14 protein-coding genes are annotated in these 16,850 nt (G+C 69.6%); 6 read left to right on the plus strand and 8 right to left on the minus strand.

What is annotated here, in order from left to right; translation table 11 throughout:
• Window positions 1–2: 2 nt before the first annotated feature.
• Together QSK37_RS07695 and QSK37_RS07700 are read left to right on the plus strand one after the other, a co-directional pair.
• Window positions 3–1,880 (plus strand): fumarate reductase/succinate dehydrogenase flavoprotein subunit, encoded by a 1,878-nt coding sequence (locus QSK37_RS07695; RefSeq protein WP_285618528.1) that lies wholly within the window; start codon window positions 3–5, stop codon window positions 1,878–1,880.
• A gap of 1 nt (window position 1,881) precedes the next feature.
• The gene (locus tag QSK37_RS07700; RefSeq protein ID WP_285570798.1) at window positions 1,882–2,658 is read left to right on the plus strand and encodes a succinate dehydrogenase/fumarate reductase iron-sulfur subunit; all 777 of its coding nucleotides are present in this window, start codon (window positions 1,882–1,884) and stop codon (window positions 2,656–2,658) included.
• A gap of 165 nt (window positions 2,659–2,823) precedes the next feature.
• On the opposite strand, the gene QSK37_RS07705 is transcribed toward QSK37_RS07700, so the two are convergent.
• The 3 genes from QSK37_RS07705 to QSK37_RS07715 all read right to left on the minus strand — a co-directional run bounded on the left by QSK37_RS07705 (window position 2,824) and on the right by QSK37_RS07715 (window position 5,781).
• On the minus strand, window positions 2,824–3,300 hold the full coding sequence (locus QSK37_RS07705) for a hypothetical protein (protein WP_285618529.1): 477 nt from the start codon (window positions 3,298–3,300) through the stop codon (window positions 2,824–2,826).
• A 139-nt stretch (window positions 3,301–3,439) separates the two neighbouring features.
• Window positions 3,440–5,578, minus strand: coding sequence for a hypothetical protein (locus QSK37_RS07710; protein ID WP_285618530.1), 2,139 nt, complete (start codon window positions 5,576–5,578; stop codon window positions 3,440–3,442).
• A complete protein-coding gene (locus QSK37_RS07715) occupies window positions 5,575–5,781 on the minus strand; it encodes a hypothetical protein (RefSeq protein WP_285618531.1) in 207 nt (68 codons plus the stop codon). Before QSK37_RS07715 ends, QSK37_RS07710 begins: the two co-directional genes overlap by 4 nt.
• A 312-nt stretch (window positions 5,782–6,093) precedes the next feature.
• Here QSK37_RS07715 and QSK37_RS07720 point away from each other — a divergent pair, with 312 nt between their 5' ends.
• The 3 genes from QSK37_RS07720 (at window position 6,094) to QSK37_RS07730 (ending at window position 10,281) form a co-directional block, all read left to right on the plus strand.
• The gene (locus QSK37_RS07720; protein WP_285618532.1) at window positions 6,094–6,633 is read left to right on the plus strand and encodes a DUF4282 domain-containing protein; all 540 of its coding nucleotides are present in this window, start codon (window positions 6,094–6,096) and stop codon (window positions 6,631–6,633) included.
• A 70-nt stretch (window positions 6,634–6,703) separates the two neighbouring features.
• Window positions 6,704–9,058: a protein kinase domain-containing protein gene (locus tag QSK37_RS07725; protein ID WP_285618533.1), complete on the plus strand. Its 2,355-nt coding sequence runs from the start codon at window positions 6,704–6,706 to the stop codon at window positions 9,056–9,058.
• Window positions 9,055–10,281 (plus strand): response regulator receiver protein, encoded by a 1,227-nt coding sequence (locus QSK37_RS07730; protein WP_285618534.1) that lies wholly within the window; start codon window positions 9,055–9,057, stop codon window positions 10,279–10,281. The genes QSK37_RS07725 and QSK37_RS07730 overlap by 4 nt, the downstream gene beginning before the upstream one ends.
• Before the next feature lie 16 nt (window positions 10,282–10,297).
• Here QSK37_RS07730 and typA read toward each other — a convergent pair whose 3' ends face one another.
• Window positions 10,298–12,154 (minus strand): translational GTPase TypA, encoded by a 1,857-nt coding sequence (typA, locus tag QSK37_RS07735; protein WP_285618535.1) that lies wholly within the window; start codon window positions 12,152–12,154, stop codon window positions 10,298–10,300.
• A gap of 270 nt (window positions 12,155–12,424) precedes the next feature.
• Here typA and QSK37_RS07740 point away from each other — a divergent pair, with 270 nt between their 5' ends.
• The gene (locus QSK37_RS07740; RefSeq protein ID WP_285618536.1) at window positions 12,425–14,347 is read left to right on the plus strand and encodes a serine/threonine-protein kinase; all 1,923 of its coding nucleotides are present in this window, start codon (window positions 12,425–12,427) and stop codon (window positions 14,345–14,347) included.
• Here QSK37_RS07740 and QSK37_RS07745 read toward each other — a convergent pair.
• The 4 genes from QSK37_RS07745 to QSK37_RS07760 all read right to left on the minus strand — a co-directional run bounded on the left by QSK37_RS07745 (window position 14,342) and on the right by QSK37_RS07760 (window position 16,844).
• Complete coding sequence (locus QSK37_RS07745) at window positions 14,342–14,641, minus strand: MTH1187 family thiamine-binding protein (protein ID WP_285618537.1); 300 nt, start codon at window positions 14,639–14,641, stop codon at window positions 14,342–14,344. The two genes, QSK37_RS07740 and QSK37_RS07745, sit on opposite strands and share 6 nt — an antisense overlap.
• A complete protein-coding gene (locus tag QSK37_RS07750; RefSeq protein ID WP_285618538.1) occupies window positions 14,638–15,030 on the minus strand; it encodes a (deoxy)nucleoside triphosphate pyrophosphohydrolase in 393 nt (130 codons plus the stop codon). The genes QSK37_RS07745 and QSK37_RS07750 overlap by 4 nt, the downstream gene beginning before the upstream one ends.
• Window positions 15,031–15,064: 34 nt before the next feature.
• Entirely contained in the window at window positions 15,065–16,051 is a 987-nt protein-coding gene (locus QSK37_RS07755) for a C40 family peptidase (protein WP_285618539.1), read from the minus strand.
• A gap of 166 nt (window positions 16,052–16,217) precedes the next feature.
• Window positions 16,218–16,844 carry a hypothetical protein gene (locus QSK37_RS07760; protein WP_285618540.1) on the minus strand — a complete coding sequence of 209 codons (627 nt, stop codon included), beginning with the start codon at window positions 16,842–16,844 and terminating at the stop codon, window positions 16,218–16,220.
• Window positions 16,845–16,850 lie beyond the last annotated feature (6 nt).

The raw sequence follows: 16,850 nt of genomic DNA on the forward strand, positions 1-16,850 counted from the left end.
AAGTGAGTGAAATCGAAAGGCTGCAGTTCGACGTCGTGGTCATCGGCGCCGGCGGGGCAGGCCTGCGCGCCGCGATCGAGGCCCGGCTGCAGGGCAAGAAGACCGCGATCATCTCCAAGTCGCTGTTCGGCAAGGCGCACACGGTCATGGCCGAGGGCGGCGCCGCGGCGGCCATGGGCAACGCCAACCCGAACGACAACTGGCAGGTCCACTTCCGCGACACGATGCGCGGCGGCAAGTTCCTCAACAACTGGCGGATGGCCGAGCTGCACGCCAAGGAGGCGCCGGACCGCGTCTGGGAGCTGGAGGCCTGGGGCGCGCTGTTCGACCGCACCAAAGAGGGCAAGATCAGCCAGCGCAACTTCGGCGGCCACGAGTACCCGCGCCTGGCGCACGTCGGCGACCGCACCGGCCTGGAGCTGATCCGCACCTGCCAGCAGAAGATCGTCTCGCTCCAGCAGGACGACCACAAGGAGCTCGGCGACTACGACGCCAAGATCCAGGTGTTCGCCGAGACGACGATCACCCGGCTGCTGAAGGACGACGAGGGCAAGATCTGCGGCGCCTTCGGCTACATCCGCGAGACCGGCAAGTTCGTGGTCTTCGAGGCGCCCGCCGTCGTGCTGGCCACGGGCGGCATCGGCAAGTCGTTCAAGGTGACCTCCAACTCCTGGGAGTACACCGGCGACGGGCACGCGCTCGCGCTGCTCGCCGGCGCGTCGCTGATCAACATGGAGTTCGTGCAGTTCCACCCGACCGGCATGGTCTGGCCGCCGTCGGTCAAGGGCATCCTCGTCACCGAGTCCGTCCGCGGCGACGGCGGCGTGCTGCGCAACTCCGACGGCAAGCGGTTCATGTTCGAGTACATCCCGGACGTCTTCAAGGACAAGTACGCGACGACCGAGGAAGAGGCCGACCGCTGGTACGAGGACCCGGACAACAACCGGCGCCCGCCGGAGCTGCTTCCGCGTGACGAGGTCGCCCGCGCGATCAACTCCGAGGTCAAGGCCGGCCGCGGCTCACCCCACGGCGGCGTGTTCCTCGACATCGCGTCCCGGCTCAAGGCCGAACAGATCATCAAACGGCTGCCGTCGATGCACCACCAGTTCAAGGAGCTGGCCGACGTCGACATCACCGCCGAGCCGATGGAGGTCGGCCCGACCTGCCACTACGTCATGGGCGGCGTGGAGGTCGACCCGGACACCGGCGCGGCGCTGATCCCCGGGCTGTTCGCGGCCGGCGAGGTCTCCGGCGGCATGCACGGCTCCAACCGCCTCGGCGGCAACTCCCTGTCCGACCTGCTCGTCTTCGGACGGCGCGCCGGCCTCGGCGCCGCGGAGTACGCCTCGGAGGTCACCGCCACGGTGCCCGAGTCCGAGATCGAGGCGGCGATGGCCGAGGCGCTCGAACCGTACGAGCGCGAGGGCGGTGAGAACCCCTACGCGGTGCACCAGGAGCTGCAGCAGACGATGAACGACCTCGTCGGCATCATCCGCCGCGAGGAGGAGCTGGAGCAGGCGATCGAGGCCCTCGGCAAGCTGCGCGAGCGCGTCAATTCCGTCTCCGTCGAGGGCGGCCGCGGTTACCACCCGGGCTGGCACCTGGCCCTCGACCTGCGCAACATGGTGCTCGTCTCCGAGTGCGTCGCGAAGGCGGCGCTGGAGCGCCAGGAGAGCCGCGGCGGCCACACCCGCGACGACTACCCGGAGATGTCGGCCGAGTGGCGCAAGCTGAACCTCGTGTGCAGGCTGAGCGACGGCACCGTCGAGCTCAAGCGCCAGGACATGGAGCCGATGCGGGACGACCTCATCGGCCTCTTCGAACTCGACGAGCTGAAGAAGTACCTGACCGAGGGTGAGCTCCCCTCTGAGGAGAAGTGAGATGGGCTACAAGGCGAAGTTCCGGGTCTGGCGCGGCGACGCCGGCAAGGGTGAGCTCAAGGACTACACGGTCGAGGTCAACGAGGGCGAGGTCGTCCTCGACGTCATCCACCGCCTGCAGGCCACCGAGGCCCCCGACCTGGCGGTCCGCTGGAACTGCAAGGCCGGCAAGTGCGGCTCGTGTTCGGCGGAGGTCAACGGCCGCCCGCGGCTGATGTGCATGACGCGGATGTCGACGTTCGAGGAGAACGAGACGGTCACCGTGACGCCGATGCGCACCTTCCCGGTCATCCGCGACCTGGTGACCGACGTGTCGTACAACTACCAGAAGGCGCGCGAGGTCCCCTCGTTCGACGGCGGCGACGTCAAGCCGGGCGAGTTCCGCATGCAGCAGGTCGACGTGGAGCGCTCGCAGGAGTTCCGCAAGTGCATCGAGTGCTTCCTGTGCAACAACACCTGCCACGTCATCCGTGACCACGAGGAGAACAAGGAGCACTTCGCCGGCCCGCGCTTCCTGATGCGCGTCGCCGAACTGGAGATGCACCCGGCGGACGTGGCCGACCGGCGGCAGATCGCCCAGGAGGAGTTCGGCCTGGGCTTCTGCAACATCACCAAGTGCTGCACCGAGGTCTGCCCGGAGCACATCAAAATCACCGACAACGCCCTGATCCCGATGAAGGAGCGCGTGGTCGGCCGCCGCTACGACCCGCTGGTCTGGCTCGGTTCCAAGATCGGCATCGTCAAGCGCGACAAGACGAAGGAAACCCCGAAGGCCTAGCCCTTCATCGCCAACGCCCGGCCCTCGTGGCCGGGCGTTCGCGTCTCCAGGAAGTGGTCACGGCGATCTCGGTTCCTTCGGCCGTACGGGGACGCGGAGGCTGATTCGTTTCACCAGGGCCTGTCCCCGGCACGCGTCACTTCGATCCCGGCGCTCGTCCTGTGATCATTTACTCGGGTCCGCCGTCGGTGCGCAGTGATGCAGAACCCCGAACCGCCGCTCCGCGACCCGCATGAGCCCGGCCAGATCCGCAGTCGCGTCCCGGCCGGGAGACACGCCGCGAATGAAGATTTCGATCCACGCGTCACCCGACCCGCACGCGAACGTCGCAGCGGCGAAGTACGGAAGCCGAGAGGTGCTCGGGGAATAGACCGCGAAGCCGGATCCGAGCGTGGCGGGCAACCGGACCGGATGATCTGATGCCACGTCCTTCGCCGATTGCCCGATCTCGTTCCGACCGCCCGTCACATCCCACTGCACGCCCAACGGACCGTACCTCTGCTCGTCCTTCACGGTACATATCGAGAGGTCTTCGCCGGTCCCAGCGTTACGTAGTTCATACAGGCCCCCTGAGACGCCGGCGACCCGGCTGAGGGCGCGTCGGGAGACCAGGTCGCACCAGTACGGCGCCGTATCGGGCACGGATCCGACGGTAGCGACACGTCCGGGCGGCGACGTCGCCGTCGTCGTCCGCGGCGTGGCAGGCCGTCTTTCGTGATGACCGGAAGAGCAGGCACTGATCAGCGTGACGGCCGACACGAGGACCATCACCCGCCCTGCCTTACGGTGTCTCATCGGTACCGTTGAAACTGCTGATCGCGTCGTCATGGCTGTTTTTGATAACCGTCTCGACCCGCTGGCTCATCTGCGGAGCCGCGAAGTTTTTGTCCTGGGACCAGTCGATGAAGCGCGACCGCGCCTTATCGTCCCACCGGCTCGGCGGGAGGATCTTTCCCTTCTCGTCGGCGAACGGCTCGCCCGATGCCCTGCCTCCAGAAGCGTTGAAACGGTCGATCGCGACGGACAGCGACATGTGGCGCAGCAGTTTGCGTACCGCCTGCTCGTCGGTGGCGACCTTCGTGTCCTCTGCCGCGGACCCTCCGTCCTGCTGCATGTGCTGAAACAGCCACGCCCCAACCTTGCCGTACTGCCGGCCGGCGAGCTCGCCGTAGACGCTCGCGGGCACGCCGCTGAAGAGTTTCGCGTACGGGACGGGAACAAGCCCAACCCCTTTGTCGATCAACTCCTTGATCTGAGCATTCGTCGTATCGACCGTCACGCCACGGGCGACGAGCGCCTCGTGACGCAGCGCGAGGAGGTGACCGAGGAAACCGCCCTGTGCGATCAGTACGTTGTCGACGCCCTCGGCGTGACGCTGATCGAGCAAGACGCGCGAGCGGCCGATCGCGTTCTCCACCAGGGACATGAATCCATCGTCGGACTGACCAGCCTCGGCCAAGAGCGCGTCGACGTCTCGCGGGGAGGGCAGGATCTTCGGCAGCTCGCTGCCACTGATGTCCGCGAAAAGGCTGTCTTCCAGGTCCTTAAGGTGAGAGCACATAATGGCCCCCAGACTGGGGCGGAGTCCGGACAGATCATCGGCGTGGCCATCTACATTACTGAACCTTAGTTTGTGGTCCTTGCCATACGTGAAGTATTTCCGCGTATCGCGGCCGAGCAGTTCGCTCGTCTCCTTGAAGAGCTTCTGCGAGATCGGATCGTGGGCGGACATGGCGGCGCTCATGGCCTGGCCGAGGCTGGTGCCGTGGTCGGTGTAGGCCCACAGAGGGCGACGTTCGTGCAGGAGATACTCCAGGTCGGAGTTCTTCTGGCCAGACGGCGTGTGGTCCAGGAGCGCCTGCGACCCGTCCCGGCTGAAGGCCGCGGCGTGCAGCAGCCCGTTCAGAAAGTCCGTACGTCCGTGGGACGGGGGATCCACCGTGGGCCTGTCTGCCTCCGGCGTGAGCGCCCATCCCAGTTGCAGCAGACCGGTCAGATCGGGCGTGGGCGCCGATGCGTCTTCCGGCCGGCGATGGGGCGTCCCGGGCACGTACGGGAAAGCGACCGGAGGTGGCGTTCTCGGGAGAGAGTGCTTCGGGCGGTGTTCTCGATCGTAGGCGATCATGTCTCTGCCGACGATCTGCATGAACCGGGCCGAAAAGGGCGGGCGTCCATCGCTCATGCCGAGAAGGGTCGCGAGTGGCTGATAGCCGTTGTACGTGTCGTTGGGTCCGCCTTTCGGAAAGCGGTGATCGGCGCGTCCCTGGGCCGCTAGCCGGTTCAAGTACGAATCGCCGACGTAGCCGCCGCTCGCCGGATTCGTCCCTACCGCGAGCGCTCTGCTGAGCATCTTCAGCGCGCTCTGAACGCCCGCTTCGTCGGCCCCCAAGCTGGAAGCACGAGCGTCCATGGTCATCCGCAGTCGTTGGGCGAGGGCGGCGGGCAGGGTGATCACGCCGTCGGCGCCCAGGCGTTCGAGCAGAGACCTGGCGAAGGCGGGGTTGTTCGCTTCGGCGGCGAGCCTGGTGAGTCCGCCGAGGGCCTTCCGGTCGCCGCCCGCCGCCTCCTTCGCGAGGTCGGCCGCCTCCGCACCGTCGATCCTGGCCTGAAGGGCGTCCAGCGCGTCGGGAAGGTCCCACAACGTCCCCTGGGACGTGGAGAATCCAAAGCCGATCTTCTGGCGCTCCATCTCACGCACCAGGCGCTGCCGACGCTGAAGGTCGGCCGCCTGCTCCCGCAGGCGGCCTGCCACCGCACGGATCCGAATGGCCGGCGAAGTGTCGAGCTGTGCCCTGTTCAGCTCGGCCCACAGCGCCTGGGCGAGCCGGTCGATCTGGGCGGCCGCCCGTACGTGGCCGCTCACCATGGCGTCGAAGGCGGGCTGCCGGACGCCGACGAATGACGTGGAACGGTCGCTCATGAGATCTTCGGCACCGCCGCGAGTTTCGCCTGGGCGTTCCGCACCGCCTGGGACAGCTGTCCCCGCAACTCCACACGGTCGGAGCGGACGGACGAGCCGAACCGGCGCCCGGCCGGGCCCATCCACGCGTCCGCGTCCATGGCGCCGCAGGTGGGATCCAGAGCGTGCCAATGGTCGTCCGAAAGGCGCTGAATGCGCGCCACCGCGACTCGTAACTGCCGCGTCAATTCCTCAAGGTCACCGTCTGCCATGTCGCTTCCCCCGGACAACGACGAGAACGACAGCGATGGTGGCACGGTGTCGAGATGCTGTCAGCCCTACCGGATATCCGGACTTATCAACGAGGTGATTCGTGTTCATCCCTATCGGACATGAGTGGCGACATAAAAGACCAATTACGCAAGTGGTACCTCGATCCGAGCGCCCCGCACCGGCGGCGGCGGTCCGGACGCCGATACCCGACCGGAACGGCATGGTCATGTGAACTGAGGCGCTCGGCGGTCTAGCCTTTGACGGTGGAAGCCGAGGAGACCGAGATGTCAAACCCCCACGACGATCCCGGGCACCGTCCCCCGCCACCGCGACAGGGCGAGCCCCAACCGTCGTACCCGGGCGGACCGCCCCCGCCGTACCAGACCGACCCGCACGCCTACCCGGGTCCGCCGCAGCAGCCCGGCGGCCCTTGGCAGGGCCCGCCGCCCGGACATGGCATGCCTCCCCAGCCGCAGGCGCACGCACCACGCGAGCGTGCGGGCAATGGCTTCTTCAAGGCGCTCTTCGATCTCAACTTCGACCACATGGTCACGGCCAGCTTGATCAAGTTTTCTTACGCACTGGCGATCGTGGTCTACTCGCTGATCGCCCTCGTGATGCTGTTGTTCGCCTGGAGCTTCTCCGTGTGGAACAAGCCCCTGGCCCTCGCGACGCTGGTGGCGACCCCGATCGTCTGGGTCGCCGGCCTGCTCACGACTCGCATGGTGCTGGAGTTCGTGATCAACCAGTTCAAGATTACGGAGCATCTCAAGGCGATGCGGGACCGGGAAGGGCTTCGCTGATCCCTGTCCTGGGCGCGCGCGGGCGCGTTAGGCTCGCACAGGCAACGGCGGACGTGGCGAGGGACGGGTAGTGGCGGACATCGAGCGGCCGTCCGGGACGCGGCGTGACGGGACGCGCCGCGACACCGATCGGCCGGACACCACCCGCCGTGACGGTGAGCCGTCCGCGCCGCCCTCGCTCGTACGTCTCCCGGCCGAGCTGTCCGGCCGGCTCACCCTGATCGGCGAGCTGCCCACGCAGGGCGCCGAGTCCGACCTCCTGCACGTACGCGACGCCGCGGGCACCGAGCTCGTCGTCAAGCTGTTCCGCCGCGGTTTCACCGCCGACCGGGAGGTCTGGCAGAAGCTGCCCACCCTCGACTCTCCGCACGTCGTACGGATCCTGGAGACCGGGCACGCGGAGGGCCGTGACTACGAGGTCATCGAGTACATCGCCGCCGGCAACCTGCGGGCCGTCGGGGCGCGGCTGCCGCCGGCGCTGGTCGCCGAGGTGGTCGCGCAGCTCGCCGCCGGGCTCGACCGGCTGCACCGGGCCGGCATCGTGCACCGCGATCTCAAGCCGGAGAACGTCCTGGTCCGCGGCACCACGCCGATGCGCCTCGCCATCACCGACTTCGGGCTGAGCCGGGTGATCGAGCAGAGCGTGGTGTTCGCGTCGTCGTCGCGGACGCTGGCGTACGCCGCGCCGGAGTCGCTGTCCGGACAGGTCTCCCCCGCTCGCGACTGGTGGTCGCTCGGCGTCATCGTGCGCGAGCTGCTCACCGGGCGCACCCCGTTCGCCGGCATGAGCGAGACCGCCGTCGTCGACCACCTCGCGACGCGCACCGTCGACTGCGACGACATCGCCGATCCGCGCATGCGGCTCCTCTGCCGCGGCCTGCTCACCCGTGATCCCCGCCGGCGGTGGACCGGCCAGGAGGTCGAACGCTGGCTCGCCGGGGAGAGCCCCGCCGTCGCCGAGCCGGAGCCGCCGCGCGTCTCCCCGCTCGCGGCCGGCGCCACACGGGGCGCGCTGGCGTTCGGCGGGCAGACCTACACCGACCGCGCGCAGCTCGCCCGGGCCCTCGTCGCCGACTGGGAGAACGCCGCCCGCTACTTCTTCGGCACCATGTTCACCCCGGTCGGGCCGAGCGAGGCCTGGCAGGCGCTGCGCGAGTGGCTGAACGGCTTCGATGACGACGCCGAGGGCCGGATCCGCCTGATCGACCAGTCGCTGACCGGCGACCGGCCTCCCAACGTCAAGCTCCTGCACCTGGTGCGCTGGCTCGACCCGACGCTGGAGCCGTACTATCTCGGCCTCCGCCTCCTGCCCGAGGACCTGCCCGCGCTCGCGGGCGTGGTCGACGATCCGCGCCACCCCGACCGGGCCACCGCGGCCCGCGCCGTACGGGAGCTGTGGGAGCTGCACCTGCTGCCGGAGTTCGCCGCGTGCGCCGGCGGCGACGAACTCCCCGCGGTCAACGACCGCTGGCACGGCCTCGCCGCCGAGTGGAACCGCCTCGCCGCCTGGCTGCGGCCCCAGCTGCCGCGTACGGCGAGCCGCCTGCCCGACGCCGGCGCCCGCGGGCTGGACGAGCCGCCCGTGGTGCTCGCGACGCTGCTCGCGCTCGCCGGTCGGCCCGCCGAGACCGAGGACGCGCTGCGCTCGGCCGCCGTACGGGCCCGCGAGGAGGTCCGCGAGCCGGTTCCGTGGTTCGGCTGGCTGTCCGAGCAGGCCGGTGACGACCCGCTGCGGCTCTTCGTCCTCGTACGCGCCGTGCCCGACGCCGTACTGGAGATCGAGGGCGCGGCCCGCCACCGGCAGGAGGCCGAACGCCGGACCGCCGAAGGTCTCCGCCACTGGAACGAACGCGAGCGCCGACGCCTCGCCGGCCGCCCGGCCGCGATGACCCGCGCCGTCTTGTGGACACTGCCCCTGCTGGTCGTTTGGGCCGGCGGCGGCTGGCTCATCGCGCAGCTCCGCCACGTCGCGAGCAGCGGCAGCTACGGCAGTACCGGCGCGGTCGGCGCTCCCACCACGCTGCTCGCGGTCGCCGCCGTCGGCACCTGGCTCGTCGGCGTCGCCTGCGAGCTCCTCCTCGCGTCACGCCAGGGGGCGGACTATCTGCCGCTCGGGGCGTGGTCCTGGCTCGCCAAGGGACTCAACGCCACCAAGCGCGGCATGTCGGGCGTCTCCCGCACACTGTCGGACACCACACGGCGCCGAGGCCCGGCCGGCTGCGGCGTGCTGCTGATCGTCGCGTTGGCGGCACTGGTCGTCCTCCTGGTCATGGTGGCGCTGCTGGCCTCGATGGCCTGGCTGCTGTGGCTGGCGGTCATGGTGATGGCGGCGATCGCGCACGTGGTGATGACCGGAATCCGGGCACAGCGGTGGCGACAGGAGCGCGAGCACATGAAGGAGCAGGCCGTGGGAGGGCGACTGTGAGCAGCGGCGTCGAAGCCGACATCGCACTGGACGCGGCGGTCATCGCCAGCCTCGGTCTGATCCGCGTGCTCGGCGGCGCGGCCGGCCTGGCCGCCGTCGGCACGGGCCTGCTCGCCGGGCTGGCCGAGGAGCGGGCCGAGATCCGAGCCCGCCGGCTCGAGGAGATCCGGCACCACGAGCAGGCGGTCGCCGAGGTCCTCGACCGCAACGCCCGGATCGCCGCGCTCGCCTCGTCGGCCAGGGAGAACGACACCCGGCTCGCGTTGCCGCTCCCCCTCGAGCCCGCCGAGAAGACCGCCGGCGAACTGGTCACCTGGTGCGCCGAGGCCGACACCGTCCTGGCCACGGCCGAAGAGGAGCTCGCCACCGCCATCGCCACCGCCGCGACCGGCCGCATCTTCGCTCCGGCCACCGAGTCGCTGAAGGCCGCGGCACCGGCCGCGTCGCCGCCGCCCGCCGCCACGACGCTCGCCACGACCCTGACCCGCGTCCTCGCCCGGCTCCTGCCCGACACCACCGAGGACGACCGGCGCCGCGTCACCGAGGCCGCCGAGCAGGCCGCGGCCGCCACCACGCAGGGAGAGGCCGAGAGCCGCCTCACCGAGGTGCGCATCCGCATCCAGGAGGCCAACGAGCGCGCCCGCCGGCGGCGCGACGACCGGGCCGCCGCCGCGCGGTTCGTCCGCGAGCTGGCGACCCATCCCGCCGCCGGCGACGTACGTGCGCGGCTGGCCGAGGTCGCCGAGGGCGCGGCGGCGTTCGATGAGGAGCTTCGCGCGGAGGCCGTACGCCTCGTCGGCGACCTCCAGCGCCAGGCCGAACGCCGGTACGTGACCACCGCGCTCCGGGAGGCCTTCGCGGGACTCGGTTACGAGGTGGACGAGGGCTTCGAGACCCTGACCGCCGACTCCGGCGAGGCGGTCCTCACCCGGGGCGACTGGTCACAGCACGCGGTCAAGGTCCGCGTCGACGACGCGCGCCAGATACGCATGGCGCTACTGCGCACCGAACCCGCCGAGAGCGACGACCAGCGCCGCCTCGACGTCGAACGCGAGGAACAGTGGTGCGCGTCGTTCGAGGCCGCCCGCGAGCGCCTCGAAGAGGCCGGCATCCACGCCGACGTGCGCTGGCGGATCGAGCCGGGCGAGCAGCGCCTTCCGGTCGCGCAGCGGCGCCGCGACCGCCGGCAGCCCCAGGCCCGGCAGCGCGAACGCGACCGCTGACCTCGCGACGAGCGGGTCAGGCCTGGCCGCGCTTGCCGCGAGCGCGGATGCGCTCGCGCTCCTTGGAGTCCAGCACCACCTTGCGCAGCCGGATCGCCGCCGGGGTCAGCTCCACGCACTCGTCGTCGGCGATGAACTCCAGCGCCGCCTCGAGGCTCAGCACGCGCGGCGGGGTGAGGCGCTCGAAGACCTCCGCGGTCGAGGACCGCACGTTGGTCTTCTGCTTCTCCTTGGTGATGTTGACGTCCATGTCGTCGGCGCGGGAGTTCTCGCCGACGATCATGCCCTCGTACACCTCGGTGGTGGGGGCGACGAACAGCGTGCCGCGCTCCTGGAGGTTGAACATCGCGTACGCCGTGGCGGCGCCGGCCCGGTCGGAGACCAGGGAGCCGGTCGGCCGGGTGCGCAGGTCGCCGAACCACGGCTCGTAGCCCTCGAACACCTGGTGCGCGATGCCGGTGCCGCGGGTCTCGGTGAGGAACTCGGTGCGGAAGCCGATCAGACCACGCGCCGGGACGAGGAACTCCATCCGGATCCAGCCCGTGCCGTGGTTCGTCATGTGCTCCATGCGGCCCTTGCGCACGGCCAGGAGCTGGGTGATCGCGCCGAGGTACTCCTCGGGCGCGTCGACGGTCAGCCGCTCCACCGGCTCGTGCACCTTGCCGTCGATCTCCTTGGTGACGACTCGGGGCTTGCCGATGGTGAGCTCGTACCCCTCGCGGCGCATCGTCTCCACGAGAATCGCGAGCGCCAGCTCGCCGCGCCCCTGGACCTCCCACGCGTCGGGCCGCTCGGTCGGCAGCACGCGGATCGAGACGTTGCCGATGAGCTCGCGGTCCAGCCGGTCCTTGACCAGCCGCGCGGTGACCTTGGTGCCCTTCTCGCGGCCCGAGAGCGGACCGGTGTTGGTGCCGACCATCATCGAGATGGCCGGCTCGTCGACGGTGATCAGCGGCAGCGGACGCGGGTCCTCCGCGTCGGCGAGGGTGTCACCGATCATGATGTCCGGGATGCCGGCGATGGCGATGATGTCGCCCGGCCCGGCCTCCTCGGCGGCCTTGCGCTCGAGCGCCTCGGTCATCATCAGCTCAGTGATCTTGACCCGCTCGATGGTGCCGTCGTGCTTGCACCACGCGACCTGCTGCCCCTTCTTGATGACGCCCGCGTGGACCCGGCACAGCGCGATCCGGCCGAGGTAGGAGCTGGCGTCCAGGTTGGTCACGTGCGCCTGCAGCGGCGTGTCCGGGTCGTACGCCGGGGCGGGAATGGTGTCCCGGATCACCTGGAACAGCGGCTCGAGGTCCTCGCTGTCCGGCAGCCCACCGTTGTCGGGCTTGGTGAGGCTCGCCCGGCCGGCCTTGGCCGAGGCGTACACGATCGGGAAGTCGATCTGCTCCTCGGACGCGTCGAGGTCGAGGAAGAGCTCGTACGTCTCGTCGACGACCTCGGCGATGCGCGCGTCGGGCCGGTCGACCTTGTTGACGACGAGGATGACCGGCATCTTCGCGCTGAGCGCCTTGCGGAGCACGAACCGGGTCTGCGGCAGCGGGCCCTCCGAGGCGTCCACGAGGAGGACGACGCCGTCCACCATCGACAGGCCGCGCTCGACCTCGCCGCCGAAGTCGGCGTGTCCCGGCGTGTCGATGATGTTGATCGTCATGCCGGCGTGCCGGACCGCGGTGTTCTTGGCGAGAATCGTGATGCCCTTCTCGCGCTCCAGGTCGTTGGAGTCCATGACCCGCTCATTGACGTCCTGGTTCTCGCGGAACGCGCCGGACTGCCAGAGCATGGCGTCGACGAGAGTGGTCTTGCCGTGGTCGACGTGAGCGACGATGGCGACGTTGCGCAGATCGTCCCGGGTGGCGGTGGGCATGCGTGCGGGTCTCGCTTCGTGGGTGTGGGAGGCGCCGCGGGATCCACGCGGCACCAACAAGTCTACTTGGCCGACCGCGCGCCTTGGCCGCCGTGCGCCTCCGGACGGCGGAGCGGGGCGGACACGCCGGAAGTATCGGCATTCGACGGCAACCGATCCGATGCCCTCCGCGTCGAACGATTGTGCGGGGCGCCCCGATCCTGGCCGGAGCATTCACCGGGGCGTCCCGCGCACCTATGTCCGGCGCCGCCAAAGCATCGAGGAGCAGGTGTGACCGACTGGAGAGTTCCGGGCTACACGGAACTGCGCGAGTTGGGCACGGGTTCCTTCGGCCGGGTGGTACTGGCGCGCCACGACGGGTCCGGCGCCCTCGTGGCGATCAAATATCTTTCCGTAGAACGTCTCGGCGGCGACCGGTTCCTGGCCCGGTTCCGCCAGGAGGCGCGGATTCTGGCCACTCTGCACAGCCCGCATGTCACCCGGCTGTACGAGTACGCCGAGGCAGAGGGTTCCGCGGCGATTGTGATGGAGGCGGTCTCCGGCGCGTCCCTTCGCGCGGTATTGGACGCACACGGCCCGGCCGACCCCGAGGCCGCCCTCGCCGTGCTGAAGGGCTCGCTGGTCGGCCTCGGCGCCGCCCACTCCGCAGGGATCGTGCACCGCGACTACAAGCCCGGGAACGTGCTGGTTCAGAACGACGGACAGAGCAAGATCGCCGACTTCGGGATCGCGGTCCGCTCCGGCCAGGCCGACGTATCGGCCGGAACACCGAAGTACATGGCCCCCGAGCAGTGGGCCGGTGGCCATGCCGCACCTTCCACCGACGTGTACGCCGCGACGTGCGTCTTCTTCGAGTGCATCAGCGGCCGCCCGCCGTACGAAAGCGCCGACCAGGACGCCCTCAGACACCTCCATCTGACCGCGCCGATCCCGTTTGAGGACGTCCCCGAGCCGATACGCCCACTCATCCTGCGCGGCATGGCGAAGAACCCGTCCGCCCGGCCGGCGTCGGCACTCGACTTCGTCAGCGAGCTGGAGCGGATCGCGGCCGAGGCCTATGGACGCGGCTGGGAGCGGACTGGCCGGCGCCGCCTGGCCGAGATCACCGCCGCGCTGGCCGCGCTCTCTCCTCTGGCGATCGCGCTGGGCACCGGATCGGGCGGTGGAGGCGAGGCTGCAGGTGGCGGCGTGGGCGGACCAGGTGGTGGAGGAACAGGTGGTGGAGGAACAGGCGGTGGAGGAACAGGCGGTGGAGGAACAGGCGGCACGGGCGGAGGTGCCACCGGTGGTACGAATGGCGGCCCGGGCGCGACCGGCAACGGGGCCGGGAAGACCGTGCTCGGCCACGCGGGAGCCAAGGCCGGCGCGGCCGCCGTCGGAGCGATCGTCGTCGGAGCGGTGGCCGTCTTCGTCATCGCGAACCACGGCGGCGGCCGCGAAGACGACAGACCGCCCCGGTCGGCTGCGCCGAAGGGCCCCACCATCGCGTTCGCCTCGTTGACCGAGCGGTACACGCACCCGGCCCTCACGGTCGCGGGGAGGTACGTGCGTATCGACGGCCTGCGCGACCCGGCTGTAGCACAACGCGTGAACCGGCAGCTGCGAGCGCCACTCGACGAACAACTGCGACGCTACCGCGTGGCCCGTGTCGCGGATGCCGGGGGCATCGGGGCGAAGAACCCGGCGATCGCGACAGGCATCGAGCTCGGGTTGCGCGGCCCACGGCTGGTGGCGGCACGCTACGTCTTCAAGGCCCACAACGCACCGCTCACTCCGTTGGATCTGGCCACCACGCGCGCCGTCACGGTCGACCTCACCACCGGCCGGCGGCTCAGGGCATCGGACATCCTCCGGCCCGAGGCCGTCACCCGATCCGGCCTGGCCGACCTCGAACGGCGCATCGCCTACGCCGCTCCTGGCCGGGGACTCTGTGCGGGCAGCGAGAGGTCCGGCCAGGACACGCTGAGCCCCCGCACCCTCGACAATGACGACAAGGAGACCCGTGTACTCGATCTGATGCCGACAGGGACGGGTCTTCAGTTCGACGTCATGCCTCCGCTGCTGGGTTATTTCTGGGCATGCGCTGAGACCGTGATCACCGTTCCGTACGACCGGATCTCCGATCTCGTGCGACCGGAGGTGCTCGCGCTGATCAAGGCTTCGGCGGCCGACCCGTCGCCCTCTCCTTCATGAACCGGTGCCGAGATGCCGCTCGAGCGTCTCAACCTTGGAGGTCAGGCCCTCCGACACTCCCTCACGCACGTCGGCCTTGAGCACGAGGCTGACCCGCGGCGCCCGGGCGGCGACCACATCGACCGCCCGGCGGACCACATCCATCACCTCGTCCCACTCGCCCTCGATGCTGGTGAACATCGCGTCGGTCCGGTTGGGCAGCCCGCTCTCCCGTACGACGCGCACGGCGTCGGCGACGTACTCCCCCACCGACTCGCCGACGCCAAGCGGGGTCACGGAGAAGGCAACGATCATGAGTACTCCTTGAGGTGAGCGCGCACCGCCTCGACCACTGGCAGATCGGCCGGCAGCCACGGCACGTCGAACAGCTCGGCCTCGTGCAGCCAGCGCAGGTCGGAGTGCTCGAGCGCCTTCGGCTCACCTTCGGTGATCGTGGCGGTCCAGACGTGCATGACGTAACCATTCTGGAGCGGCCAGACGTCACCGACCCGCCGTCCGATGCTCACTTCGACGCCGAGTTCTTCCCGGCACTCACGGACGAGAGCCTGTTCGTCCGTCTCCCCGGGTTCGACCTTCCCTCCGGGGAACTCCCAGCCGCCCGCGAGTTCCGGAGGCGCCGCGCGCTGCGCCGCCAGAAGCCGCTCGCCGGCGATGATCGCCGCTCCTACGACAAGCCCGCGCATGCCGCGCCCCCCGTTCTCATCCGCGGCTCCGCCGTCACAGACGCTTCGTCGGTCCGTTGTGCCCGTTGTGCGCGGTCGGCCGGGTGAACCCGACCGGGCCGCCGGGATAGGTCTTGTAGTTCTGGAACTTCACCACGTCGCCCGTGTGCGGGGCGACGATCATGATGCCCTTCTTCGGGTTGTAGACGATCCCGACGTGGCCGGGTCCGCTGTGGCCGTGCAGATACTCGAAGTAGACCAGGTCGCCCGGCTGCTCCTGTCCCTTGGGCACCTCGGCGCCCCACCAGTACTGGGCGTCCGACAGCCGGGGGATGGTGACGCCGGCGCTGTGGTACGCCGCGCTCGTCAGGCCGGAGCAGTCGAAGGAGTTCGGGCCGACGGCGCCGTAGACGTAGGGCTTGCCGAGCTGCGCCTTGGCGAAGTTGATCACCTGCGCGCTGACGGCGTTGGGAGCGACCGGCGCGCCGTTCATGTCGGCGCAGGTCGGGCCGTTCGCCTGCACCACGTCGAAGGTCCCGCCCGCGTACCGGTGCGCCGCGGACAGCACGTTGTTCACGTACGACACCAAATGGTTGTACGCGAAGATCGCCGAGCGCATGTGGGTGGGCGCGCCGCTGTGCTTGAGGAGGCGCGCGGCGGCGGGGATGGCGTCCGCGGGATCGTAGCGGTCCTTCTTCCCGTCGTTGTTGCCGTCGACGCCGAAGATCTTCCAGGTGCCGGGGATGAACTGCATCGGTCCGCCCGCGTGTGCGAAGTTCTCTCCGCTGAGCACGCCAGGGGCCTTGAGAGTCCCGTGGTGGGTCTCCACCCATCCGACGCCGGCGAGGACGTTCCACGGGATCCCGTACTGCTGGCCGGCCTTCTTGTACAGCGCGAGGTAGTTCGACGGGATGCTGTTGGCGTCTCCGGACTGCTGGGGCTGCGCGGCGGCTCCGGAGGTGTCGGTACAGTCCCCTCCGCCGGCGGCCCCCTGGTACAGCTGGTTGGCGCCGAAGAAGAGCGGGATCGCCACGAGGCTCATCAGGAACATCGCGGCCGTGCCCGCGATGATGATGATCGGTAGCCGGACCGCACCACGGTCCGAACGGGCGAAACGATGAAGCGAGACAAAGCGACGGCTGTTCCTGCGTCCCCCGAAGCCGCTGCCGATCCTCCCCAGGCGCCGGCGAAGCTTCATTTCCTGCCTCTCACTTATCACCTACGTCTGCCGGTGCGAACGCGTAGACCACCCAGCCGCCGCCCGAACGCGTCATCGTGACGGCGTACTGCTGGCTGGAGTCGCTTGTCTTTCCTCCCTTGGTGATGTGCTGTTTTCCGGTCGCGAGAAAGATGAGCTGGTCCTTGGACATGTCCCGGATCGAGTCCAGCGAGGCGTCACATGTGGAGCTCTCCTGGTCCTGCTTCCGCTGGGCGATGACCCCGGGCGCCGCGGCCCCCTGCTGCAGCTGGTTCAGCACGTCGGAGGTGACCAGGTTGCGCATCCGGTTGATGTACGCCTGCGGGTCCTCGTCGAACCGGTAGGTGCCGTACGCGGCGGTGAAGCGGCGTGCCACGTCCGCCGCCGTGGTGAAGTCCTTCTGGGAGAACGGCAGCATCGAGAAGATGTCGTACGTGCCAGGCGAGGGCGTCGGCCCGCTCACCGGCGGGGCACTGTCCGTGGACGGCGGCGTACTCGGCGTGGGCGTGCTCACGTGCTCCGCACGTGCGCCGTGGTGCCCTCCGCCACTGCCGATCGTGAGGAACACCCCGACCGCCGCCAGCACGACGACGAGTCCACCGAACAGCCATTTGCGCTGACGGTCCGTCAGATCCATCCGTAA

Source organism: Actinoallomurus iriomotensis, assembly GCF_030269445.1.
GTDB lineage: Bacteria > Actinomycetota > Actinomycetes > Streptosporangiales > Streptosporangiaceae > Actinoallomurus > Actinoallomurus iriomotensis.